This is a genomic window from Pseudomonas sp. 67(2021), from assembly GCF_017491835.1.
In the GTDB taxonomy this organism is placed as follows: domain Bacteria; phylum Pseudomonadota; class Gammaproteobacteria; order Pseudomonadales; family Pseudomonadaceae; genus Aquipseudomonas; species Aquipseudomonas atacamensis.
In genome coordinates, this window is record NZ_JAFGYL010000033.1 from 1 (window position 1) to 24,646 (window position 24,646).

Genomic DNA, 24,646 nt, shown 5'->3' on the forward strand with positions numbered 1-24,646 from the left:
CATCCCGAACTCAGCAGTGAAACGATGCATCGCCGATGGTAGTGTGGGGTTTCCCCATGTGAGAGTAGGTCATCGTCAAGATTAAATTCCGAAACCCCAATTGCGAAAGCAGTTGGGGTTTTGTTTTAGTAGAAGTTCCTGTTTTTGCTGGCTTGTTACCGTGTTGACGGGCCAGATAAAGAATTTCTTGACGACCATAGAACATTGGAACCACCTGATCCCATCCCGAACTCAGCAGTGAAACGATGTATCGCCGATGGTAGTGTGGGGTTTCCCCATGTGAGAGTAGGTCATCGTCAAGATTGAATTCCGAAACCCCTGTCTGCTAACGCAGACAGGGGTTTTGTCATTTAAGCGTGTACGAAAGATCAGGCCGTTCTGCGACTCTTGCTGCTGCGTCTTGCCTGCCACTTGCGCCACCAAATATAGACGCCCGTCCCTGACAACCCCGCAATCAACACACCCAGTACCGCGATCATTACCTGCCCTGTCACCCCGATGATCCGTCCTCCATGTATGGGCAACTGAAGTCGATAGAACTGCTCTCCAAGCGTGCCCTGTCCCGCGATCTCCTGTCCCAATAATCGGCCATCTGTACCGTGAAAGAACAACCAGGATTTTCCATGGGCGTCCGTATCGTGCTGTCCAAATCCTGCGCCGTAGAAGTTGTACTCAAAGCTGTAATACAACTCGCCGATTGCCGCCGTCAGTCCTAATCGTTTCCCTTCCTGCAATGCCCTTTGGTACGCCTGTTGATAACTCAACTGTGTCGTACCCAGTTGATTGGCGGGCATTCGTCCTCTGGCTTCATAAACGCTCGGCTCGATGGGCGAAAACAACGAAACCGCAGGCTTGAACACTTGGCTGGGCAAGTTCATCGCCACGCTACTGACGGCGATCGGTAACAGCAGCAGCCACAGCCACAATCCTCCGGCGCGATGCAGGTCGAAGTTCAAGCGGTAGGCATGCCCGCCTTTGACCTTCCACGCAGTCGCCCACTTCTTCCAGAAGGGCTTGCCACGCGGCAAGGTCAGCCACAATGCGACAAAGCAGTCGATCACCCACGCGATGGCCACCCCACCCATTAACAGCAATCCCCAGTTACCCGGTAATGTCAGGTTGTAGTGAAACTCCAGAATGAACGGGATGAAGTTCTCCCGCTGAAAACAGCATTCACCCCAGTAGCGCGCGCCTTTTTGCTCCGAGCTGACCGGGTCCAGATAGAACACCTGATTGGGCTCATCAAACGGCTGGCCCGTCGCCGGATCCTTACGCGGAACGGCCGCCAGTAGCGCCGTATGCCCCGTCTCATGGGGATACTCCATGTACCAGACTTGCAGTTTCGGATGTGCAGTCTGCACTGCATCTACCAACGCGCCCGGCGACAAGCGCTCACCCACTGAGGTCGCCTCGTAGAACTGCGGATTCAGCCACTCATCCAGTTCGTGATTAAACGCCAGCACACTGCCGGTCAGCCCGGCCAACAATAAAAACGTCGCAGTGGCCAAGCCAATGTACCGATGCAACAAAACCAGAAACGCACGCATACAAAACACCCCGAAGAAACGACAAAGCCAGCCCCTGATAGCAGGAGCTGGCTTTTTTATGCACAGGACATAGCTTTAGAACTGATAGCTGACGGTCGCCGCTACGTTGCGTTCTTCGCCCATGTAGCAGAAGTTCAGGCTGGCGCAGGACGCGACATAGGATTCATTGGTCAGGTTGTTCGCGTTGAGCCGGACATCCACACCTGTCAAGCCGACCTTGCCCAGGTCATAACCAATCGAGGCGTCGAACAGCGTGTAAGACGGCACCTTCATTGTGTTCTCGGCATCGACCCAGCTGTAGCCGACATAGCGCACCCCACCACCCAGGCGCAGCCCATCAAGTGCGGCGCTGTCGAACTTGTAGTCAGCCCACAGCGAGGCCATGTGTCGCGGCGCCTGAGTCGGTGAGTTGCCCTTGTTCTCGATGACATCGGTCGGCGTGCTCAAGGTGCTGATCATCGATTTGGAATATTCGATATCAGTGAAGGTGTAACTACCGAGTACTTTCAAGTTATCGGTCAGTTGCATGTGCGCTTCCAGCTCCAGACCTTGCGAGCGTACGGCGCCGACTGCGCGGTAGAAGTTCTCCTGCGGCAGTTTGGTCGCGAGGTTTTCCTGGTCGATGCGGAACAGCGAGGCGGTGAACAGGTTGTCGGTGCCCGGCGGCTGATACTTCAAGCCGACTTCCCACTGCGTGCCATCGGTGGGGGCCAGTGGATTACCGGCGCTGTCGGCATAGGAGTTCGGGTTAAACGACTCGGAGTAGCTGATGTATGGCGCCAGACCGTTATCAAACAGGTATAAAGCGCCGGCACGCCCAGTGAGTTTCGTGCGCCGATCATTGATCTCTGTACCCACCGGCCGCCCCGCTTCGGCGATGCGGTTTTCATCGGATGTCTCGACCCAGTCCTGACGCAGGCCCAGCGAGAAGCGCCACTTGTCCATCTCGATCAGGTCTTGCAGATACACACCGGTCTGCTCCAGACGACGCAGATAGCTGGTGTCGCCGTACATCTCGATCGCCGAGTTGCCGTACACCGGATTGAACGCATTGATCGGCGCGAGGCCACCGCTGGTCCAGTCGACCACGGTTTTGCGCCGTTGATAATCCGCGCCCATCAGGACTGTGTGCTTGGTCGCGCCGGTGAAGAATTCGGCCTGCAGCATGTTGTCGACGATGAACGCATGCAGGCGCTCATCACCGCCGGTGTAATAACGGTTCAGTTCATTGCTGGTCGGGGTGGTCCAGCCATAGGCGTAGACCTGATCCATGTTCACTTTGGAATCGAGATAGCGGAAGTTCTGCCGGGCGGTGAAGACATCGTTGAAGCGATGTTCGAACTGATAGCCGAACGATTGCTGGTCACGAGAGTAGCCGTCGATCCCCGGTTCGCCCTCGAAGAAGCGCGGCGAGATGCGCTCGCCATTGCGCTGATGGATCGTGCCGTCCGCCGGAACGCCGCCGTGGTAACCACCGTCCGGATCGTGTTGCAGATAGGCCTGCAGGGTCAACGAGGTGTCTTCGCTGAAATCGATGCTCAGCGTCGGCGCAAGGGCGAAGCGTTTTTCCTTGTTGTGATCGAATTGCGTGTCGGACTGATCGCTCAATCCGGTCAGACGATAGGCAATGCGCTTGTCGTCATCGACCGGACCACTGAAGTCAAACCCAACCCCACGCTGGCCTTGCGTCCCCACTGTCGCCTGCACCTGATGGTAGGCCTCATACAACGGCTTTTTGCTGGTCAGCGCGACCAGACCGCCGGGCGAGCTACGGCCGTACAGCACCGATGACGGGCCTTTGAGAATATCCACGCGTTCAAGGAAATACGGATCGACCTGCATGGTGCTGTAAGTGCCACTGTCGCCCATCGACTTGAGGCCGTCGAGGTAGATGTTGTCCACCGAGCCGTCGTTGAAACCACGCATCGCCACGTAGTCGTAACGGTGCGTAGCGCCATACGGGTTGGTCAGCACACCCGGGGTGTAGCGCATCGCTTGCGAGACGGTCTGAGAGCCTTGGTCATCCATTTGCTCGCGTGTGACCACGGACACGCTTTGCGAAGTTTCCAGCAGGGCGGTACTGGTCTTGGTGGCGATCTGGCTGTGCGTGGCGTTGTAGCCGGCCATGCTGCCCAGCGCGTTGCCGAGGGCGAAACCTTTGATGTCGGTGGTCGGCAAGGCCAGTGCTTCGCTTTCAGCCAGCGGGCGCAGAATGTAACTGCTGCCGTCCTGGCTGACGGCTTCCAGCCCTGAGCCGCCGAGCAAATGGCTCAAGGCCTGGTCGGTCGAATATTCACCCTGCACGCCGGGAGATTGCTGACCTTGAGTCTGTTGCGGTGTCATCGCCAAGGTGATGCCGGCCTGCCGGGCAAACTGATTCAACGCCTCGCCCAATGGCCCGGCAGCAATGTTGTAGCGGTGGCTGATCTCGGTGCCGGTGTAGGCGGCCAGACTCAGGCTCGGTAACACGCTGACGCCCAGCGCGGTGGTCAGCAGTGCCGCGCGAACCGCATAGCGCAGTAGTGTCGATTCTGCAGTGAAATTCAGAGGGTTCTTACAAATGGCGCGGACAGTCATTGTGGATTTCCGTAGGCAGTCGCGGGGGCTGAGTTGAAGTGCTTACTGACTAAGCCGGATTGCCTGCGAAAACCCGCCAAAAATAATCACACCGCACGTTCCAGGGTCACCCACCAGCGGGTGCGATAACGCAATTGCACCGGCAGCGTCTGCGGCAGGACCGCCAGCAGCCTGTCGGTGTCCTCCAGACGGAACACCCCAGAAAGGCGCAGGTCTGCGATATCCGCCGAACAATGGAGATAACCCGGGCGATAACGGCCGACTTCAGCGAGGAAGTCACCCAGGCGCATATTGCGCGTGACAATCAAACCGTCGAGCCAGGCGCCCGCATCCATATCCGGCGTCGGCGCTGCGCGCAAACCGCTTTGATCGACCAGAAAACTCTGCCCGGCGAGTGCTTCGAGGGAATGACCGCCAGCGCGAACCAACACCCGGCCACGGGTAACGCTGAGCCGCGTGCACTGTTCTTCCTGACGCAAAATGAAACGCGCATCGAACGGCGCATAAGTGCCGTGGCGATTCTGTATGCGCAGCGGTCGATCGGTCGCCGCGCCCTCGTCAGAGCCGCCGCAGGTAACGATGATCTCGCCACGGGTCAGTTTGATCAGGCGCTGCTGCGCGGTGTAATCCAGATCTACGGCGCTGGCGGTGTTGAGTTCGATGCGCGTGCCGTCGGGCAACTGGAAACCGCGCCGTTCGCCGGTCGCCGTCGCGTAGTCGGCACTCCATTGCTGCCAGGCGGCGCTGTCCTTGGCCAGCCACGCGGCGGAGCCCATCAACAGCGCGCCCGACAACAACTTCAAGGCCTGGCGTCGGCCCAGCCCCTGCGCACTGTTTTCCAAGGTGTTGAAAGCGACCTGCGCACCCGGCACGGCGCGCAGACTGGAGCTCAATTCGGCTTGCAGCGACTGCACCCGCTGCCAGGCGATTTCATGTTCGTGATGCTCGGCGCGCCACTGCTCGCATTGGCGAGTCAGCCGCGAATTGCCGTGGTTGTTGCGCAGCCGCAGCAGCCAGTGAATCGCTTGCTTGACCACGTGTTGGCGCGGTTCGACGCGGCGAGCGAGTGAGAGGTTATCCACAGGCATCAGTTTTCATACCGCAACACATAGCAGTGATACAGCGCATCGGCGACGTAGCGTTCCACAGAACGTACCGATACGCCCAACTGCTCGGCGATCTGTTTGTGAGTCAAACCTTCGCACTGCGCCAGGAGAAATGCCTGACGCACTTTCGGCTTAAGTCCTTCGAGCATGCGCGCAATGCTTTCCAGCAGTTCCAGCACCAACGCGCGCGATTCGGCGTCAGGTACTTCGCCTTCAGGCAAGTGAGCAATGGTCTCCAGATAGGCCCGCTCGATTTCCTCGCGGCGCCAATGATCGATCACCAGACCGCGCGCGATGGTTCGCAAGAAAGCTCGGGGCGCTTTCAGTTCGAGGCGTTCGGTACGTTGCAGCAGACGCAGGAAAGTGTCCTGAGCCAGATCCGCTGCATCCGCTGCGTTGCCCAGGCGCGCGCGCAGCCAAGCGTTGAGCCAGCCGTGATAACTACTGTAAAGCGCCTGTACGACCAACTCAGGAGAAGACATGACCACGCCAGCCCGAACGTCACAAATGATAATTAGTCGCATTGTCATCAAGGGTTACAGATTTTGCAACTGTCGCCCCCATGTCGATGCGAAAAATTCCCTCGCAGCCGCTCTGCCACGCCGTTCGGCGGGAATCCTGCACAAACCCCGTCCATTTCTCACGCGCCCCTAAGATTTCTCCGCCGCTGGCCGACAGACTGGTGAGAAATGCGTGCACCAAAGTAGAGCGGCCAGAAGAACGCTGCCTGCGCCGTACATGGAATGTTGCATCCGGAAACGCACCCCCACTTTTGGCATAAGAAGTCCCATGAAATGAATCTCAAGTTCAGCCATAAAATCCTCCTGGCCGCTTCGGGCGTCGTGGTCCTGGCGTTCGCGTTGTTCACCCTCTACAACGATTATCTGCAGCGAAACACCATTCGCCAGAACCTGCAGTCCTCCGTGCAACAGGCCGGTGACCTCACCGCCAGCAGCGTGCAGAACTGGATGAGCGGGCGGATTCTGGTGCTGGAAAACCTTGCGCAGAACGTTGCCCATCAAGGCAGGAATGCCGACCTCCCCGGTCTTGTCGATCAACCGGCCTTTACGTCGAACTTCCAGTTCACTTATGTCGGGCAGGCCAACGGTGTCTTCACCCAGCGCCCCGATGCGAAGATGCCGGACGGTTACGATCCGCGTCAGCGGCCTTGGTACAAGCAGGCCGTGGCCGCCGATAAAACCATGCTGACCCCGCCGTACATGGCGGCCGTCGGTGGCCTGGTGGTGACCATCGCCATGCCGGTGAAAAAGGACGGTGAATTGCTCGGTGTGGTCGGTGGTGACCTGAGCCTGGAAACCCTGGTGAAGATCATCAACTCGGTGGACTTCGGTGGCCTCGGCCATGCGTTTCTGGTCAGTGCCGACGGTCAGGTGATCGTCAGCCCGGACAAAGATCAGGTAATGAAAAACCTCAAGGACATCTACCCGAACACCAGCGTGCGCATCGAGAAGGGCAACCAGAACGTGGTGCTCAACGGCCAGGAACGCATTCTCTCGTTCACCCCGGTCAGCGATCTGCCGAATGCGCAGTGGTACATCGGTCTGTCGATCGATCGCGACAAGGCCTACGCTGCACTCAGCCAATTCCGCACCTCGGCGTTGATCGCCATGTTTGTCGCAGTCGCGGCGATTGCGTTGCTGTTGAGCCTGTTGATCAATGTGTTGATGCGTCCGCTGACCACCATGGGCCGCGCGATGAAAGACATCGCCCAGGGCGAGGGCGATCTGACCCGGCGTCTGGTGGTCGAGAGCAAAGACGAGTTCGGTGAACTGGGCAGCGCGTTCAACCAGTTCGTTGAACGGATTCACGCATCGATTTCCGAAGTGTCGTCGGCGACCCGTCACGTACATGACCTGTCGCAACGGGTGATGGCTTCGTCCAACGCTTCGATCGTCGGTTCCGACGAGCAAAGTGCGCGCACCAACAGCGTCGCGGCAGCGATCAATCAGCTGGGCGCGGCCACTCAAGAGATCGCGCGCAACGCGGCGGATGCTTCGCAACACGCCAGTGGCGCTTCCGAGCAGGCCGATGATGGTCGTCAGGTGGTCGAGCAAACCATTCAGGCGATGACCGAGCTGTCGCAGAAGATCAGCCTGTCGTGCACGCAGATCGAAACCCTGAACGCGAGCACCGACAACATTGGCCACATTCTCGATGTGATCAAAGGCATCTCGCAGCAGACCAACCTGCTGGCGCTCAACGCTGCCATCGAGGCCGCGCGTGCCGGTGAAGCCGGGCGCGGCTTCGCCGTGGTCGCCGATGAGGTGCGTAACCTTGCGCATCGCACCCAGGAATCGGCGGAAGAGATCCACAAGATGATCACCTCGCTGCAGGTCGGCTCGCGCGAAGCGGTGAGCACCATGAACGCCAGCCAGGCGTCCAGCGAGCAGAGCGTGGAAGTGGCGAATCAGGCCGGTCTGCGCCTGGTCAGCGTGACCCAGCGCATCGGCGAAATCGACGGCATGAACCAATCGGTTGCAGCGGCGACTGAAGAGCAGACGGCGGTGGTGGAAACGCTGAACGTCGACGTCAACCAGATCAACCTGTTGAACCAGCAGAGCGTGGCCAACCTCAACGAAACGTTGAAGGATTGTGATGCGTTGTCGCAGCAGGCGAACCGGTTGAAGCAGTTGGTCGACAGTTTCAAGATCTGATTCACAGATCGCAGACCGCGTTATCGTTCTTCGCGAGCAGGCTCGCTCCCACAGGGAAATGCATTCCAAATGTGGGAGCGAGCCTGCTCGCGAAAGCGGCGGTTCAATCACCGCCAAACCGATGCCTTAAACGAACAGCTTCAGCACATTGCCCATCGCATCATCGGCAAACCCCTGCACGAAATCCCTGAACCCCGGCAATGCTTCATCCCCACCCGCAGCCGGTTCGGCAATGATCGTCCAGGTCGCTCGCGACTTCCCTGCGCTCAGCGATTCCACTTGCATCGCCGCCCACAGATTCGCCACCCCCAACGTGTTGTAGATCGTCGTCCAGGTCATGCGCCGCGCCTGTTCATCGCGCGAGTTGAGTTGTTCGACCACGACGTTGCCGTCCTTGAAGACTTTCTTGCGCAGCGAAGACACGCCTTCGCCGGTCATTTCGGTGTGCGACAGCGCTGGAATGAATCGTTCGAAGCCAGCGAAATCGCCAACGATCGCCCAGACTTGTGCCGCGTCCCCCGGCACTTCCACCGACGACACAACGTGGCAGCCTTGCGGGTTTTTGATCAGGGTGTCGGGTTGCAGATTGCTCATGGTGTTGCTCCTTGTGGATGAGTCAGATGAAGTTGATTTCTTTCAGGTAGTCGCAGCCGCGACGCAGCAGCGCCGGGGATTTCTGTGGGTAGTGCGCGCCCATCTGCTGCACGCCGGCCTCGGCGTTGGCGTGGCCGATCAGCGAGATGTCGCCGATGTCTTCTTCGAAACCATTGAGGTAGAAACCGAGCACGCCGAACAGCGCGTTGTCGGCGTCGACCCGGTTCAGTTGCTGTTGCCAATCGGCGACGCTGACCAGCGCAAACTCGCTGCCGGTTTCGCGGAACGACGCGACGTAGGCATCCCAGCTCAGCGGCTCGGGGTTGTGCAGATTGAACACCGCGCGTTGCGCTGAATAACGGCTGGCATGGAAGGCGATGAAGCGGGCGAGAAAGTCCACCGGCATCAGGTCGAAATTCAGCGCAAAGGCCGGCACCTGACCGAGCTGGATCGAGCCTTTGAGCATCAGCATCAAACGGTTTTTGTGCGGCTGGCAAACGCCGCTGAGGCTGTTGAAGCTGATGTTGCCAGGGCGATAAAGATTGACCCGCACACCGCGCTCGCGCGCCCGTTCGAGGATGCGTTCGCCGACCCATTTCGACAGGTTGTAGCCGTTGCGAATGTAGATCGGCGGCGTCGCGGCGGCGGGCAGTTCCAGCACTCGACCGGCATCATCCACGGTGCTGGATGCCGACAGGGTCGAGACGAAGTTGAAAACCTTTTTGCGCTGCCCTTCACACAGCTTCAGCAGGGCAAATATCGGCTCGACGTTATCCGCCGCCAGCGACTCGTAATCGAGTACGTGGTTGACGTTGGCGGCGTTGTGCACCAGTGCGCCGAACTCGCGGTCCAGGCGCTGATAATCCTCATCGCCCAGGCCCAGTTGCGGACGACTGATGTCCGCTGGATAGACCCGCACACGGCTGAGATCGAGGTGCTCCAGACGGTTTTCGCGCAATGCCTGAGCGAAGCGTTGCTCCGCCGTTTGCCCGGCGCCGTCGCGCACCAGACAGGCCACTTCGCTGGCGCCCCAACCGAGCAGCGCTTCGACGATGTGCACGCCGACAAAACTGTTGGCACCGGTGACGATGACCTTGTGCACATCGCCCATGCGGCTGATCGGCAGCGGTTCGATATCCAGCGCGCGCTCGGCGTCGGCCATGGCTTGGGCGCTGAGCACGGCGCTGTCATCGGTGCCGCGCACCAGCGTCGCCAGTTTGCTGATCGTGGGCAGTTCGATGAAGCGATTGATCGAAATGCTTCGGCCGAATTCCTCACGCAAGCGCAGCAACATCCGCGACAGCAGAATCGAATGACCGCCGAGATTGAAGAAGCTTTCGTCAGTGGAAATGTCGCTGGTCGGCAGTTCCAGCAGTTCGGCCCAGACCTCAAGAAGCAGCGCTTCGTCAGCATTGGCCGGCAGGCATTTCGCAGCGCTGTCCTGCACCGTCACCGGCAATGCCAACAGCGCCTTGCGATCGACTTTGCCGTTACTGGCGAATGGCATCTGCGCCAGTTCGGTCCACGCTCCCGGTTGCATGTAGTCCGGCAGAAACTGCCGGGCGTGGGCTTTCAGTTCGTACCGGGCAGTCTCGGTCTGTGGCTGGGCGAGGAACGCCAGAATCCGCCGCTGATTGTCGATGACCACGGCAATCTGCCGATACAAGCGGCTCTCGCGCAGGCAGCGCTCGATCTCTTCCGGCTCGACGCGGAAGCCACGGATTTTCACCTGATTGTCGCGCCGCCCGCACAGCTCGATACCGTGCTCGCCCCACTTGGCCATGTCGCCGCTGCGGTAGGCGCGCAGGGTTTCGCCGCCGGGCAGTGACAGGCTCAGATAACGCTCGGCGGTCTGCTGCGGATTGTTCAGGTAACCGAGGCAGACACCGGGGCCGACGATGAACAGCTCACCGACGGTTTGATCGGGCACCGGTTGCAGATCGTCGTCGAGAATCAGCACCCGACTGTTGGCGATCGGCCCTCCCAGCGTGCGGTTGCTGTCGCCCGGTTTGAGCTGGCGCGCGGTGATCAGCACGGTGGCTTCGGTCGGGCCATACAGGTTGTGCAGGGTGCCTTGACGGGTCAGTTGCTCGATGACGTACGGCTCGCAGACATCACCGCCGGTCATCACCTGAACGCCCTCCAGTTGTTCCAGCGGCAGGATGCTCAACAGCGCCGGTGGCAGGAAGGCGTGGGTCAGTTGCCGCCGGCGAATCAGCGCAATCAGCTGCAAAGGATCGCGGCGCTGGGTGTCGTCGGGCACGACCAGTTCCGCCCCTGCGAGCAGGCTGGGGAAGATGTCGATCAGCGAAGAATCGAAGCTCAGCGAAGAGAACTGCAACACCCGACTCTCGGCGTGCAGCTGCACGTAGTCGGCGTACCACGCGGTGAAATGGGCGAGATTGGCCTGGCTGAGCAGCACGCCTTTCGGATGCCCGGTGGTACCCGAGGTGTAGAGCGCCATGCACGGTGCATCAAGTTCCGGGCGGTGCTGCATCAGCGGCCGGTCGAGATCGGCGTTCGGCGCTTCGATGCCACTGACATCCAGCCCCGCTATCGACTCGCTGAGCGCCTGCTGTCCATCGTGAAGCAACAGCACCGCGCCGGCGTTTTTCAGGATGTATTGCTGGCGCTGCAAAGGATGGCTCGGCTCCAGCGGCAAGTACACCGCGCCGCTGCCGAGAATCGCCAGAATCGAGGCGAACAGTGCCGGGCTTTTGCCTTGGCAGACAGCGACCACCCACGGCTGCGGATGTTGCTCGAGCAAGGGCAGCAACCGCTGCTGGATCGCCCGGCTGTGGGCGTGCAATTGGCGGTAGCTGATGGACTGTCCGCCGAGGTGCAGCGCCGGTCGTTCGGCATGCTCGATCAGGCTTCGTTGCAGACGCTCGATCAGCGGGATTTGCGCCTGCTCCAGCAGCGCCGGATTTGCCGTGTCGTTGAGACGGTGGACATACGCCAGTTTGTCGAGAAACAGCAGATCTTCCAGGCGTTCGAAATCCGGCGCTTTGAGGACCGGGGCATGCCTCAAATAATCGGCATCGCGGGAAAAGCGGCTGACCAGCAACGCCACTTCGTCGACCACATGGGCGAGCGCTCGTTGGCGTAGCGACTGACCGTTGCCGGACGGCTCATCGCCGATCGGCACACGGCTGATCAGCGACGAGCCGAGAAAGCACAGCAAGTCGAGGGTCGGCAGGCCGCCATGCTCTTGCGCGGCGATACCCAGGCGCAGGTGCAGATGCGGGATGGCGCAGAAGTCGCCGGCAGCGATAAAGCCATCGTCGATGATCAGATCCACCGCCGCTTGAGTGGCGCCGCTGCGGGTCACAGCATGGCCATGCTGTTCGAGCTCCCGGGCCAGATCGGTCATGGCCTGGCCGGCGCCGGTGAGCAAAATGTCGAGACGTTTCATGTCGGCCTCCTCAAACCAGATAGTCGCGCAGGGCGTGCTGCACGCACGGTGTGTCGAGCAGCGAGCTGTTGTGGAAAAACCTGACGATGTTGCCCACCAACGGGTGGTGGCGATTGATCGGGAAGGGCAGTCCCGCGATCTCCTCACGCAATGACTGTCGGGTGGTTTCGCTGACCGGCAGCGCATCGATCAGGCGCAAATCGAAGGACTTCTGGATGTCGTTGGTCAGGTAATGGCCGATGAACACCGGCAGAATCTGCGCGATGGTTTCGCGGTCCGTGTCGCTGGCGGTGTGCCAATAGATGCGCACCATCCGCGCCCAGAAACTCGAGTGGCGACCTTCGTCGAGCAAGTGGTCGGCCATCAGGCCCTTGATCGACGGCTTGACCGAATCGTCGCGGGCGAACGCGGCGACATCACCGGTCACGGTGTTTTCGGCGATCGCCACGCAGATCAGTTCCACCGCGCTGCGCAGGTGGTCCGGCGCCAGCGCAACAGCGGCGGGAATCGCCCGGCTCAGCTCGATTTCATCGGGCAATTGAATCGGCTCGATACCGGTCAGCGCGACCGTTTGCTGCATGAAGTCCATGGCCACCAGCGCGTGGTAATCCTCATCGACCACCACGGTCATCGCGTCGTAGCGACAGGCGAACGGGAACGCCACGGCAAAGCGATTCTTGGCAATGCTGCGGGCGGTCTTGTCGACGATTTCAGTCTCGAAAATCACTACGTCGTTGATGAATTTGTACAACGTCTGCACCAGGGCAAAATCACGTTGTTGCGGGCATTCACGCAGGAAGGTTTCGCTGAGCACCAGCGGCTGGCGGCTGAGCGGGTAGATCAGGCGCTGATCGTCTTCCAGCAGCCGCCGTGGACGGGTGCGGATGGTCGCGCGGCTTTCCCAGGCCTCGGCGAAGGATTGATAGTCGGCAGCGTTCATTGGGCCACCTCGGCAACTTCCACGCCCATGCTCAGGCGCAGCCCGTCCCACAAGGCGATGCGGCTTTCCACGGCGGCGATGGCGCTGGCGTAAACCTCGGCTGCGCGCTGCGGATCGCCGTCCACCAGACGCTCCAGCAACTGCTCGGCGGCCGGGCCGTGATCTTCGGAATCGACTTCGATATGCCGTTGCAGGTAGTAGCGAAAGGTCGGTGCCTGTTCGATGCCGATGCCCCAGTCATCGAGGATGCGCTGGAACATCGTTGGAATGACGCTCTCGCGACCATGCAGGAACGCGGCAGCGACACTGTGTCTCGGCGCCTCCAGGGCAATGCGCAAGGTATCGCGGACAAACTGCGCGGCCGCCGGGTCGACGTCGACGCTCTGCAACGCGACGTCATAACTCACGCCTTCCTGCTGCAGGGCGACAAAGCGCTCTACCGCCGTGGTGCTCGCGCCGACTTCGCGCATCGCATCCAGGTACAACTCGAAGTGGCTGCAGTGGCCGGCATCGAGGCGATCGTCCGATTCCTCGCCCAGCACGATCTCGTTGATCAACCGAGCCGCGTGGGGATCGCGCGGCGGCAACCAGGGTAAACGCGTGCAGGTCAGTTCCTGTTGCAGGCGCTTGGTCAGCGACATGAAGTCCCATACGGCAAATACATGGGTTTCCATGAAACGGCGTAATACCGATAACGAAGTAATCTCGGAAAAGATCGGGTGAATACTCAGTTCGGCTTTCTTCAGGGCGAGTTGCTGCTTAGTGGGCATCATGATGTCCTTTATCATTGATTGAAGTGCACGGTTCTTTTCAGTTGCTGTAAGCGGTCGAGCAAGTTGGATAGCAAGTTGGTCGGGCAAATATTGATTGCGCTGTGGCGCCGTTGCGGCGCCACGGGTGCTGCGGTTGGTGCGTGAGGTATGCCGCGCTGAACGGCGACGTTCAAACCTGGCGAGAGAAAAACTAATACAGGGCAAATGCATTTAACAAGTTTATTTTCAATTATTTTAAGTTGGCTGTTTTTTGAATATAAGAGTTACCGATAAAACTTTCAGATCAAGTTTTATTAGGGCGTAGTTACTCCTTTCGGCTAATAACGGCCAAAATCGATAACAAGAGTGAATGCCTCACTCGAAGCAACTTTTAAACAAGGGAAATTTATGAATTCAAAGGGGGCGAAAGTTGGCCGGGACCGGCGCCATGACTTCCTGTTTCCCGTGACAAGGCTCCTTCCGTAGGTTCCTGTTGCGGGGACTGTGCCGTCAGGGCGGCGCGTCCCCGTTCTGTAGGGGTGGCGCTGGAAGAGTGCGGGTAAATTGCCGTCACGGCTATTACCGATTGGTCATCGGCGGGCAGCAGAAATGCGTCGGCAGGGCCGGGGCGGGCACCAGCGGGCACGCCGATCCGCTGCCAGAGCCGGCAGCAGAGCGGTCGCGAAGATTTGTAAGGGGATTATTCGACGTACGAGATATCAGCGTGCGGTGTGACGCTTCTGTGCGGCGGGAGTCGCCAGGTAGCGGGTGATAACCTCAACGCCACGGTTGAGGTGCTGCTCCAGCATTGCGAGCGAGCGCGGTATGTCCCGCTCGATCACGGCCTGAAGCATGGCGCGGTGGTCATCCTGGGACAGCTTGCCCAAGCCCATCGCTTCCAGATTGAACCGCAGAAAACGTTCTTCTTCGTTCAGGCCGTCCTCCACAAGGCGCAGCAGTCGCTGGTTGGGCGCCTTGCTGTACAGGGCCATGTGAAAGAGACGGTTGAGGCGGCCGATTTCGTTGTAGTCGTGCTGCGCTTCCAGTTCATCGATGTAGCCAGCGGCGAGTTGATGCTCGGCCTCAGTCAGCAGCGGAATGGACTGCCGCAATGCCTCGGATTCGAGCAGAATGCGCAACTCGTAGGTTTCAGCAGCATCGCCCTGGATCAGCGGGGCGACCACGGCGCCTTTGTGCGTGGTGACGCTGAGCAGCTCCTGCGCTTCGAGCTGGCGCAAAGCTTCGCGCACCGGCATGCGGCTGACCCCGAACAGATCGGCCAGATCCTGCTGGCGCAGCGCAGTGCCACAGGGCAGGCGGCCATCGAGAATGGCCGAGCGCAGGGTTTCTTCAATCACCGACCGGGCCAGATGCGCAGGAATCGGTCCTTCGACTTTGATGCTGTGCAGCGGTTTGGGCTTCTGAGTCACGACAACACACCCTGTAGGTCGCAATATTTGGATCCAAATGACACTAGTGATTGCTCTACAGGTTGTCAAACCTTGTAAAACGTTGCGCGGCAATCTCAAGTCTAGCGCGTCTTCGATGATCTCACGGTGCCATTGTTTTTTGCCGGGCTAAGCTTCACCATCAAACGCTTCCTTTCTGTCCTTCTGGAAACCTGCAGTGGCGGTACGTTTCGCGATCCCTCGGACCTTGCGCTGGCTTGGCTGCGCATTGCTGCTGGCCGGCGTCATGCTGGGCGGTCTGCACGCCGATTGGGATTTTTCCGCGATCAGCCGCAAGGCCACGGCTCTTTATGGGCCACTGGGCGCGGGGCAGCAGCGCATCGATGCCTGGCAGAATCTGCTGGCCACGCAGAAGCAGGTCAGTGAGATGGACAAGCTCAAGGTGGTGAACCTGTTCTTCAACAAGCAGGTGCGTTACGTCGAAGACATCGATCTGTGGCGCGAAGTGGATTACTGGGAAACCCCGATCGAAGCGCTGTGGAAGGGCGCCGGCGACTGCGAAGACTACGCCATCGCCAAGTATTTCAGCCTGCGCCATCTCGGCGTTTCCAGTGACAAGCTGCGCATCACCTACGTCAAGGCGCTGCGGCAGAACCGCGCGCACATGGTGTTGACGTACTATGCGACCCCCGATGCCATGCCGCTGGTGCTCGACAGCCTGATCGATCCGATCCAGCCGGCGTCGCAGCGGACCGATTTGCTGCCGGTCTACTCTTTCAATGCCGAAGGTCTGTATCTGCCCGGCGCCAAGGGCAATAAAAAGGTCGGCGACACCAAACGCCTGTCGCGCTGGCAGGATGTGCTGAAAAAAATGCAGGCCGAAGGTTTTCCGGTCGAGACGACTAACTAGGAGCACGCGCTCAGATGTCTTTGTTCAAACAGCTGTTGATCGCTATCTGTCTGTTCCTGGTCGTGGCCTTCACCGGCAGCTTCATGGTCAGCCTGGAGAGCTCGCGCACCCAGTACGTCAATCAGTTGCGCTCTCACGCACAGGACGCGGCGACGGCGCTGGCGTTGTCGCTGACGCCGAATATCGACGACCCGGCGATGGTCGAGCTGCTGGTCAGTTCGATTTTCGACAGCGGTTATTACGCGAGCATCCGCGTGGTCGACGTGAAGACCGAGCAGACCATTGTCGAGCGCAGCGGTACCCCGGCGGTGAGCAATGTGCCGGACTGGTTCGTCAGACTGATCGGCCTCGAACCGGCGGGTGGCGATGCGCTGGTCAGCCGTGGCTGGGAGCAGGCGGCGCGGGTCGAGGTGGTCAGCCATCCGATGTTCGCCGTGGCCAAGCTGTGGCAGAGCGCACTGGGCAGTCTTGGCTGGTTGCTGATCTGCGGCGCATTGAGTGCGGTGCTCGGCGCGCTGTTGCTGCGTCGGCAGTTGAAACCCCTCGATTACATGGTCCAGCAGTCCCATGCGATTGCCCGCCGCGAGTTTCTCAGCCTGCCGGATCTGCCACGCACGCCTGAGTTGCGTCGCGTGGTGCAGGCAATGAATCAGATGGTCGAGAAGCTCAAGACGCTGTTCCAGGAGCAGGCCGAGCGCAGTGAAAAACTGCGTACCGAGTCCTATCAGGACAACCTCACCGGCCTGGCCAACCGCCGCTATTTCGAGATGCAACTGAACAACCGCGTGAGCAACCCGGAGCAGGCCAGTTCGGGTTATCTGCTGCTGTTGCGGGTCAAGGACCTGGCCGGTCTCAACCAGCGTCTCGGCGGCCAGCGTACCGACCAGTTGCTCAAGGCCGTCGGCGAGCAACTGACCCGCGAGTGCGCCAGATATCCACAAACTCAGGACTTGGTCACGCGTATTCGCGGCGGTGAATTCGCCGTGCTGGCGCCGGGGCTGGTGCGCGAGGAAGCGTTGCAGCTGGCGCAGAATCTCGACAATGCCTTGAGCAGCCTGCATGCCACCGGCGCGACCGACGTGCCGGCAGTGGCTTCGATCGGGCTGGCGCCGTTCGCTCACGGTGACTCCCCGCAAGCGGTGCTGACACTGGGCGATCAGGCGCTCGCACAGGCCGAAGGGCAGGGCGAGCAGAATTGGGCGTGCATCGATCAGAGTCTGGTGGCGGAGGTCGGTGACGACCATCACGCTTGGCATCGACTGCTGGATCAGGCCTTGAGTCAGCAGCGTTTCGAGCTGTACTTCCAGCCCGTGGTCGCTGCGCAGGACACGCAACTGGTGCTGCATTACAAGGTGCTGTCGCGCTTGCTCGACGAGCAGGGTCAGACCATTCCCGCCGGGCGCTTTCTGCCGTGGCTGGAGCGCTTCGGCTGGACCGCGCGGCTCGATCGGCTGATGCTCGAACGCGTGCTCGAGCAGATGAAGGGGCACGAGGATTCGCTGGCGCTGAACCTGTCCTCGGCAACGCTGGCCGACCCGCAGGCGCTGAACAAAGTCTTCGAGATTCTGCGCGCGCATTCCAATCTCGGCGCACGCCTGACTCTGGAGATCGGCGAGGAGCAACTGCCTGAACAAGCGGTGCTGGAGCAGTTGACCCGACGCCTGCGCGAGCTCGGTTTCTCGCTGAGCCTGCAGCGCTTCGGCGGGCGCTTCAGCATGATCGGCAACCTGGCGCGCTTGGGTCTGGCGTACTTGAAGATCGATGGCAGCTACATCCGCGCGATCGATCAGGAGAGCGACAAGCGTCTGTTCATCGAAGCGATTCAGCGCGCGGCGCACAGCATCGATCTGCCGCTGATTGCCGAACGGGTCGAGACTGAAGGGGAGTTGTCGGTGATTCGCGAGATGGGCTTGTATGGCGTGCAGGGGCAGTTGCTCGGTGAACCGAAGCCCTGGGGCCTGAACTGATCGTTCCCACGCTCTGCGTGGGAATGCAGCCCGTGATGCTCTGCGTCACAACGGTGACGGGCCGTGATAACTGAGTTGCGGTCGGAACGCGGAGCGTCCCTTGATGCATTCCCACGCGGAGCGTGGGAACGATCATTGTGGGAGCGAGCCTGCTCGCGAAAGGGCCAGTCCAGTTGGTGAAGATCTAGGATCAGATCAACCCGCCCTCATCCTCATCGATCAACTGGCTCAACCCGCCCAGCGCTTCACGTGCCTGGGTGCGGTCCATCAGTTTGGCCTGGGCCGCCGCCGGCAGGTCAGTGACGCGGATCACGCCTTTCTGGGTCAGCACCTGAATCAGGTCGTCGAGTACCCGAATCATTTCAAAGTCGCTCTGCTTGAGCTGTTTGAGGCTGTTTTCCACGGCTTCGTTGGCGTACCACGCCTGAATTTCATGGTTATCGGCGGGCAGCGTTTCCGTGGCCTCGGCGTACGCCGCAGCTTCCACGCGAATCAACTGGCCCTGCGCATCGCGTTGCACGTAAAACATTAAGCATCCCTCACAAATGAACAGCGTCATGCTGTCAGCAGCATAGCCAACTGCGCGCCAGTATGCGGGGCGACGAACAAATCGTCACCGCTGCATTGCCCGCAAACGCGACGGCCGCCCCACAGGAGGCGGCCGTCGTTGTTTCAGCCTCAGCTGTTGTTGTGATCGACCTTGATGGTCGGGTCGCTGCCGGCAATCAGGTTGTGCAGGTTGGCGCTCGCCCAGTTGTTGCCTTCCAGTTTGATCGTCACGTCCGGCGTGGCCGCAGCGGCATCGCCCGAGTTGAATTTGCCCGCCGAGCTGACTTGCAGCGACGACGTGCCATCCACCGTGGTGATCTTCAGGAAGTTGTCGATCGTGCTGCCGGTCTCGCCCTGCAACAGGTCGCGCAGGTCGATGCGGTCGCCTTCGCTGGCTTTGAAATCCTTGATCACGTCGTTACCGGTGTCGCCCGATTTCCAGACGAAGGTGTCGCCACCGGAACCGCCGATGAGGATGTCGTTGCCCTGACCGCCGATCAGCGTGTCGTTGCCGGTGCCGCCGAGCAGGATGTCATTGCCTTTGCCGCCGTCGAGCAGGTCGGTGCCGCCCGAGCCGAACAGGATGTCATTGCCTGCGCCACCGAGCAGCGTGTCGTTGCCATCGTGCGCGCCGGATACATCAAACGCCTGATAGTGCTCGGTGATGTACTGGTGCACATTACTGGTGCTGACTTTGCTGACATCGACGCCGGTTTCCTTGGCGACGAACGCCTGCATCGCCTGGTAACCCTCGCCGGCAATGCCGTTGAAGCTGACCAGATCGCCGAACAGGATGTCGTTGCCTTCGCCACCGTTGACGGTGTCGTTACCCGGCATCGTCGCTTCGGTATGGCCGATTATCGAGTTGGCCAGGTCCTTCGGATCGATGTTGGTTTGCGGCGTTTTGTCCGAGTCGTACGGCTTGAGATCGTTGAGGCTGACGTCGTTGTTCAGACCAATGGCTTCGACGCTCGACAACCCGCTCAACAATGCAAAGCCGCTGGTCGAGTTGCTGGTCGTCGACGAGTTGGTGCTGTTACCGGTACCTGCCAGGTTCGACAACTCGTAAGTGCCGTCGCCCTGCGCATGGATGGTGCCCAGATTGCTGCTGCTCCAGCCCCACCATGAGCTGTAGGTCTGCAGAGTCACGGTGCCGGCACTGTTGATCGTCAACGCATGGGTGTTGTCGATGTAGGTGCTGAAGGTGTCGCCCGGCTTGTAGTTGCTGGTTTTCACCACGTCATCGAGCTTCACGTTGCCATAAAGCGTCGGGTTGGTTTGCTCACCGCTCTGGTAGTAGGTCGGCTGGCCGTCGGTGATGAAGTAGGTGAGGTTCTTCGCCCCGGTGTTGGCCACAGCGTCGGCGCTCTGGAACCAGTTGGCCGTGGTCTTGAACACGTCCTCGTAGTTGGTGCCGCCGCCGGAGCCCATCGAGTCCAGTACGGCTTTGAGTTGCGCCAGAGCGTTCGGGTCGTTGAGGTTCACCGACACCGACTTGTTGACCTGGGTATCGAAGTCCACCAGGAAGATGTTCACCGTGCCCGAGTTGCTGCCGCCCAGGCTTTGCTTGAGGCTGTTGAACACCGAAGTCAGCGAGTCCTTCGCGGCGTTCAGCGACGAACTGCTCATACTGCCGGAGCTGTCGACCATGAACGCAATGTTGTAGTTGGTGCCCGGGACCACGGTCAGGCCGCCGATGTCAGCGACGATGATGTCGTTGGCGTCGGTGCCGGTGACGGTGTCGTCACCCGAGGTGGCGGTGACCGCGTTGTACACCGCCGGCACCACTGTGACCGGAATGGTCGCGGTGCTGCTTGCCGAGCCGCCGACCTGTTCGGTGGACGTCGAAGTCACGGTCAGGTTGAACTGGCCGTTGTAGTAGGTTGGCGGGGTCACGGTCAGAGAGCCGAGGTTCCAGCCGGTGACGTTGGCTTCGCCATTGCTCGCGGTAACGGTGAAGGTATGACCCGCGCCATCGCTGAGCACCGAACCGACCGGTGCACCGCTGATCTTCACAGTCAGGGTTTCCGAGCCGTCGGTGTCGGTCAGCGCGGTGCTGATCGCCGACAGTTTCACCGTGGTGCCTTCAGCGCCGGTGTTGAGCTTGTAGCCGTCGTAATAACCTTCGCCGTTGGTGCCGTGCAGATCGGAGACGGTCACGCCCGAGTTGATCAGGTCCTGCACACCGGTGTAGATCGGCACGCCGGCATTGCTGAGGTCGATCGGCGTGCCGCCGTTGACCGACAGGTTGACGTCGTAGCTGCCCGGGCCGCTCTGGTTGTGGTGGTAGATGTCGAGGGTGTAGTAACCGCTGGTAGTCGGGGTAAACGAACCATTGATCGCACCGCCCGCGCCCCAGGTACCGGAAGCCACACTCTTGCCGCCGATGGTAATCAGCAGGCTGTCATCGGCCACGCCGCTGAAGCTGTAGGTTTTGCCGGCTTCCAGGTAGATCAGGCCCGAGGTCTTCGACGCCGTACCGGCGGCGACACTGCCGTCAGACTGCACGTTGGTGACGTTGCCGCTGGAGTTCGGTTTGCCGGCGGCGTCGATGACGTTTTTCAGGGTGGTCGAGTTCGCTCCGCTGCCGTCAGTGCCCAGGCCCGACAGACCGGTCCAGACTTCCTTGATGAGGCCGGTGGATTTAACGCTGTTGTCAGCCACGGCTAGGGTCGGCGCATCCGCCACTGGCGTGATGTCGATCTTCACTGTGCCGGTGCTGCCCAGCGCCTGGCCATCGGTAGGCTGGAACTTGATCTGCGCGTAGTCCGCCTGCTTGTTGCCCAGACCGGTGCCGCCGTAACCGTTGGTGCCCGACTCGTTGGCATCCGGCAGGAAGCGCAGCTTGCCGGCGTCGATGTCGGCCTTGCTGAAGGTCTGGTTGTTGGCCACATCCTTCCAGGTCGAGCCGTCCAGATACTGCAGTTTGCCCTCGCCCGGCAGCTGCGTGATCTTGATACCGAGGCTGCTCGCCGGGCTGTCGACATCGGTGACGCCAAAGGTCGACCAGCCGAGTACCAGCGGCGTATCTTCGGTGCCGGTGACATCGCTCGGCGCAGCGACCGGTGCATCGTTGACCGCCACCACGTTGACCGTGGTGGTCGCAGTGTTCGAGTAGTTGCCGACATCGGTCACCGTCACGGTGATGATGCGCGGCACGGTGCTCGGGTTTTCGCTGCTGTTGGTGAAGCTGATGTTCTTGATGGCCTGCATGTAGTCGGCCAGGGTCGCGTTACCCGAGAGGGTCAGGGTCACCGTGCCGTTGGTGCTGTTGGCATTGATGGTGATGCCGTTGACGCTGTTGCCCAGATTCAGCGCATCGCCGTCCTGACGGTTGGTCAGCACCACGGTGGCACCGGTCAGCATGGTGCTGTCCGGGTCGGTGATGCTGAGGTCGGTGTCAGCGATCGACACGCCGGCGCCCGGGGTGTTCTCGGTGAACGTCACCTTGTAATCGGCACCGGTCGCACCGCTGGAGTTGTTGGCGTCCAGATCGAGCACCGGTGGTGCATCGTTGTCGATGATCGAGGTGCTGACGCTGCCATTGGTGCTGCTGACCGCGAGGTTCTCGAAGTTGCCGCCGGTAGCCGAATCGATCTTGACCACGAAGTTCTCGGTGCCTTCGGTGATCTTGTCATCGAGGGTGGCGACGTTGAACTGCGCGCTGCTGGCGCCCGCCGGGATCTTCACGGTGTACACACCGGTGAAGTCCGAACCGTCGGCAGCAGTGCCGCTGTAGACGATTTTCAGGGTCACTTCGGTCTGCGCCGGGTGATTGAGGCTGACGGTGTAGCTGGCGGTCTGGCCTTCGGTCACCGAGCTGCTGCCAGTGATGCTGACGGTGGTGGTGTCGACGGTGTCGGTGACGCTGGTCACCGCTGGCGTGGTGCTCGGTACCAGTTTTTCGAAGTTGCCACCGGTGGCGCTGCTGATGGTCGCCTGCACGGTGCCGGCGTCTCTGTAGACGTCGTCAGCTGGCGCTGGAACGTTCACCGTGCCGGTGGTTTCGCCCGCTTTGATGGTGATCACGGCACCGTTCGACAGGGTCACGGTCACTGGCGAGCCTGCGGCGTTGGTCAATGTCGCGGTGTACGTAATCTGGCCACCTTCTGCCACCGAGTTACTGGCGCTGAGGGACAGGTTGGTGGTGTCGACGGTGTCGGTCACGGTGGTGCTGACCGGGGTCTTGTCGGCGACGAGATTTTCGAAGTTGCCGCCGCTGACGTTGGTGATCGAGTTGGTCAGCGGAGCGTTGCCGGTCAGCGCATCGTTCGGTGCGACGGCGGTTACGGTGCCGGTGGTCTGGCCGACGGCGATGGTGATGTTCTGGCCGTTGGCCAACGTCACGACAACTGGCGAACCGGTGACGGGGGCGCCGACGGTTGCGGTGTAGACGACGTTGCCGCCTTCTGCCGCTGTGGCGGTTGCGCTCAGTTTTACGGTGGTGGTGTCGACGGTGTCGGTGACGCTGGTCACTGCTGGCGCGGTGCTCGGTACCAGGTTTTCGAAGTTACCACCGGTCGCGGTTTTGATCGTGGCTTGCACGGAACCTGCATCTTTGTAGACGTCGTCGGAGGGTGCCGCAACGGTTGCAGTGCCGGTTGTTTCGCCAGCCTTGATGGTGATCACGGCGCCGTTCGACAGGGTGACGGTCACAGGCGAGCCAGCGGCGTTGGTCAGTGTCGCGGTGTAGGTGATCTGGCCACCTTCGGCCACGGAGCCGGTTGCGCTCAGTGACAGATTGGTGGTGTCGACGGTGTCGGTCACGGTGGTACTGACCGGGGTCTTGTCGGCAACGAGGTTTTCGAAGTTACCGCCGGTTACGTTAGTGATCGAGTTGGTGATCGGAGCGTGGCCGGTCAGTGCATCGTTCGAAGCAACAGCGGTTGCAGTGCCGGTAGTCTGACCGACGCCGATGGTGATGGTCTGACCGTTGGCCAGAGTTACCACAACTGGTGAGCCGGTAACCGGAGCGCCGACGGTGGCGGTGTAAGTTACGGTGCCGCCTTCGGCTACCGAAGTATCGGCGGTCAATTTGACGGTCGACGTGTCGATGGTGTCGGTGACAGTCGTCACGGCTGGAGCAGTGCTCGGTACCAGGTTCTCGAAGTTGCCGCCGGTGGCTTTGGTGATCGTCGCCTGCACCGAGCCGGCATCTTTGTAGACGTCATCGGACGGTGCCGCAACGGTTGCAGTGCCGGTTGTTTCGCCAGCCTTGATGGTGATCACGGCGCCGTTCGACAGGGTGACGGTCACAGGCGAGCCAGCGGCGTTGGTCAGTGTCGCGGTGTAGGTGATCTGGCCACCTTCGGCCACGGAGCCGGTTGCGCTCAGTGACAGATTGGTGGTGTCGACGGTGTCGGTCACGGTGGTGCTGACCGGAGTCTTGTCGGCGACGAGATTTTCGAAGTTGCCACCGGTTACGCCAGTGATCGAGTTGGTGATCGGAGCGTGGCCGTTCAGTGCATCGTTCGAAGCAACAGCGGTTGTAGTGCCGGTAGTCTGGCCGACGCCGATGGTGATGGTCTGGCCGTTGGCCAGTGTCACGACCACAGGCGAGCCAGTAACTGGCGCACCGACGGTGGCGGTGTAAGTCACGGTGCCGCCTTCAGCCACCGACGTATCAGCCGTCAGTTTGACGGTCGAAGTATCGATGGTGTCAGTGACCTGAGTGATCGCTGGAGTGGTGCTCGGCACGAGATTTTCGAAGTTACCACCGGTGGCACTGGTGATCGTCGCCTGGACGGAACCGGCGTCTTTGTAGACGTCATCGGACGGTGCCGGAACGGTCGCGGTGCCAGTGGTTTCGCCAGCCTTGATGGTGATCACGGCGCCATTCGACAGGGTCACGGTTACTGGTGAGCCAGCAGCATTGGTCAATGTCGCGGTGTAAGTGATCTGGCCACCTTCCGCCACCGAATTGCTGGCGCTCAAGGACAGATTTGTAGTGTCGGCAACGTCGGTGACAGAAGTCGAAACCGGAGTTTTATCTGCAACCAGATCTTCGAAATTGCCGCCAGTTACGCCAGTGATCGAATTGGTGATCGGCGCATTACCGGCCAACGCATCGTTCGCAGCAACAGCGGTTGCGGTGCCAGTAGTCTGACCGACACCGATGGTGATGGTCTGGCCGTTAGCCAGAGTCACGACGACAGGGGAGCCAGTCACTGGTGCGCCGACGGTGGCGGTGTAAGTCACGGTGCCG

At 60.5% G+C, this 24,646-nt stretch carries 13 protein-coding genes, 1 rRNA gene and 1 pseudogene; 4 read left to right on the forward strand and 11 right to left on the reverse strand.

Features of this window, described 5'->3' with window-relative positions:
• Positions 1 to 186 precede the first annotated feature (186 nt).
• A 5S ribosomal RNA gene (gene rrf / locus J5M66_RS25165) occupies positions 187 to 302 on the forward strand.
• A gap of 66 nt (positions 303 to 368) precedes the next feature.
• Here rrf and J5M66_RS25170 read toward each other — a convergent pair.
• The 4 genes from J5M66_RS25170 to J5M66_RS25185 form a co-directional block, all read right to left on the reverse strand.
• Positions 369 to 1,547, reverse strand: coding sequence for a PepSY domain-containing protein (locus tag J5M66_RS25170; RefSeq protein ID WP_123444139.1), 1,179 nt, complete (start codon positions 1,545 to 1,547; stop codon positions 369 to 371).
• A gap of 75 nt (positions 1,548 to 1,622) precedes the next feature.
• Positions 1,623 to 4,124, reverse strand: a complete 2,502-nt coding sequence (locus J5M66_RS25175) for a TonB-dependent siderophore receptor (protein WP_207808084.1) — start codon at positions 4,122 to 4,124, stop codon at positions 1,623 to 1,625.
• Positions 4,125 to 4,210: 86 nt separating this feature from the next.
• Positions 4,211 to 5,212 carry a FecR family protein gene (locus J5M66_RS25180; protein ID WP_207808083.1) on the reverse strand — a complete coding sequence of 334 codons (1,002 nt, stop codon included), beginning with the start codon at positions 5,210 to 5,212 and terminating at the stop codon, positions 4,211 to 4,213.
• On the reverse strand, positions 5,212 to 5,712 hold the full coding sequence (locus tag J5M66_RS25185) for a sigma-70 family RNA polymerase sigma factor (RefSeq protein WP_207808082.1): 501 nt from the start codon (positions 5,710 to 5,712) through the stop codon (positions 5,212 to 5,214). Before J5M66_RS25185 ends, J5M66_RS25180 begins: the two co-directional genes overlap by 1 nt.
• 312 nt (positions 5,713 to 6,024) lie before the next feature.
• On the opposite strand from J5M66_RS25185, the gene J5M66_RS25190 reads away from it, so the two are divergent.
• Positions 6,025 to 7,905 carry a methyl-accepting chemotaxis protein gene (locus tag J5M66_RS25190; protein ID WP_041479722.1) on the forward strand — a complete coding sequence of 627 codons (1,881 nt, stop codon included), beginning with the start codon at positions 6,025 to 6,027 and terminating at the stop codon, positions 7,903 to 7,905.
• Between the two features lie 126 nt (positions 7,906 to 8,031).
• Here J5M66_RS25190 and J5M66_RS25195 read toward each other — a convergent pair whose 3' ends face one another.
• From J5M66_RS25195 to J5M66_RS25215, 5 genes are all read right to left on the reverse strand, one after another.
• Entirely contained in the window at positions 8,032 to 8,499 is a 468-nt protein-coding gene (locus tag J5M66_RS25195) for an SRPBCC family protein (RefSeq protein ID WP_123444134.1), read from the reverse strand.
• Positions 8,500 to 8,521: 22 nt separating this feature from the next.
• The gene (locus J5M66_RS25200; protein ID WP_207808081.1) at positions 8,522 to 11,914 is read right to left on the reverse strand and encodes a non-ribosomal peptide synthetase; all 3,393 of its coding nucleotides are present in this window, start codon (positions 11,912 to 11,914) and stop codon (positions 8,522 to 8,524) included.
• Positions 11,915 to 11,924: 10 nt separating this feature from the next.
• Positions 11,925 to 12,854: a diiron oxygenase gene (locus J5M66_RS25205; protein WP_207808080.1), complete on the reverse strand. Its 930-nt coding sequence runs from the start codon at positions 12,852 to 12,854 to the stop codon at positions 11,925 to 11,927.
• Positions 12,851 to 13,627, reverse strand: a complete 777-nt coding sequence (locus J5M66_RS25210) for a DUF3050 domain-containing protein (RefSeq protein ID WP_207808079.1) — start codon at positions 13,625 to 13,627, stop codon at positions 12,851 to 12,853. The genes J5M66_RS25205 and J5M66_RS25210 overlap by 4 nt, the downstream gene beginning before the upstream one ends.
• 698 nt (positions 13,628 to 14,325) lie before the next feature.
• Positions 14,326 to 15,036, reverse strand: a complete 711-nt coding sequence (locus J5M66_RS25215) for a GntR family transcriptional regulator (RefSeq protein WP_016772282.1) — start codon at positions 15,034 to 15,036, stop codon at positions 14,326 to 14,328.
• A gap of 196 nt (positions 15,037 to 15,232) precedes the next feature.
• Between J5M66_RS25215 and lapG the strand changes: the two genes are divergently transcribed.
• Together lapG and lapD are read left to right on the forward strand one after the other, a co-directional pair.
• Complete coding sequence (gene lapG, locus J5M66_RS25220) at positions 15,233 to 15,925, forward strand: cysteine protease LapG (RefSeq protein ID WP_024011112.1); 693 nt, start codon at positions 15,233 to 15,235, stop codon at positions 15,923 to 15,925.
• Between the two features lie 14 nt (positions 15,926 to 15,939).
• Positions 15,940 to 17,892 carry a cyclic di-GMP receptor LapD gene (lapD, locus tag J5M66_RS25225; RefSeq protein WP_071174001.1) on the forward strand — a complete coding sequence of 651 codons (1,953 nt, stop codon included), beginning with the start codon at positions 15,940 to 15,942 and terminating at the stop codon, positions 17,890 to 17,892.
• Positions 17,893 to 18,082: 190 nt separating this feature from the next.
• Here the strand turns inward: lapD and J5M66_RS25230 are convergent, their stop codons facing one another.
• Positions 18,083 to 18,421 carry a hypothetical protein gene (locus J5M66_RS25230; RefSeq protein ID WP_016772279.1) on the reverse strand — a complete coding sequence of 113 codons (339 nt, stop codon included), beginning with the start codon at positions 18,419 to 18,421 and terminating at the stop codon, positions 18,083 to 18,085.
• Between the two features lie 149 nt (positions 18,422 to 18,570).
• Positions 18,571 to 24,646: pseudogene (locus J5M66_RS27090) on the reverse strand (LapA family giant adhesin); the annotation flags it as partial.

What these genes read in the sequence shown, in the direction of transcription:
- J5M66_RS25210 (WP_207808079.1), bottom strand. Translation starts at nt 13,627, where the DNA reads ATGATGCCCACTAAGCAGCAACTCGCCCTGAAGAAAGCCGAACTGAGT.
- J5M66_RS25200 (WP_207808081.1), bottom strand. Translation starts at nt 11,914, where the DNA reads ATGAAACGTCTCGACATTTTGCTCACCGGCGCCGGCCAGGCCATGACC.
- J5M66_RS25185 (WP_207808082.1), bottom strand. Translation starts at nt 5,712, where the DNA reads ATGTCTTCTCCTGAGTTGGTCGTACAGGCGCTTTACAGTAGTTATCAC.
- J5M66_RS25195 (WP_123444134.1), bottom strand. Translation starts at nt 8,499, where the DNA reads ATGAGCAATCTGCAACCCGACACCCTGATCAAAAACCCGCAAGGCTGC.
- J5M66_RS25180 (WP_207808083.1), bottom strand. Translation starts at nt 5,212, where the DNA reads ATGCCTGTGGATAACCTCTCACTCGCTCGCCGCGTCGAACCGCGCCAA.
- J5M66_RS25230 (WP_016772279.1), bottom strand. Translation starts at nt 18,421, where the DNA reads ATGTTTTACGTGCAACGCGATGCGCAGGGCCAGTTGATTCGCGTGGAA.
- J5M66_RS25190 (WP_041479722.1), top strand. Translation starts at nt 6,025, where the DNA reads ATGAATCTCAAGTTCAGCCATAAAATCCTCCTGGCCGCTTCGGGCGTC.
- J5M66_RS25205 (WP_207808080.1), bottom strand. Translation starts at nt 12,854, where the DNA reads ATGAACGCTGCCGACTATCAATCCTTCGCCGAGGCCTGGGAAAGCCGC.
- J5M66_RS25170 (WP_123444139.1), bottom strand. Translation starts at nt 1,547, where the DNA reads ATGCGTGCGTTTCTGGTTTTGTTGCATCGGTACATTGGCTTGGCCACT.
- lapD (WP_071174001.1), top strand. Translation starts at nt 15,940, where the DNA reads ATGTCTTTGTTCAAACAGCTGTTGATCGCTATCTGTCTGTTCCTGGTC.
- J5M66_RS25175 (WP_207808084.1), bottom strand. Translation starts at nt 4,124, where the DNA reads ATGACTGTCCGCGCCATTTGTAAGAACCCTCTGAATTTCACTGCAGAA.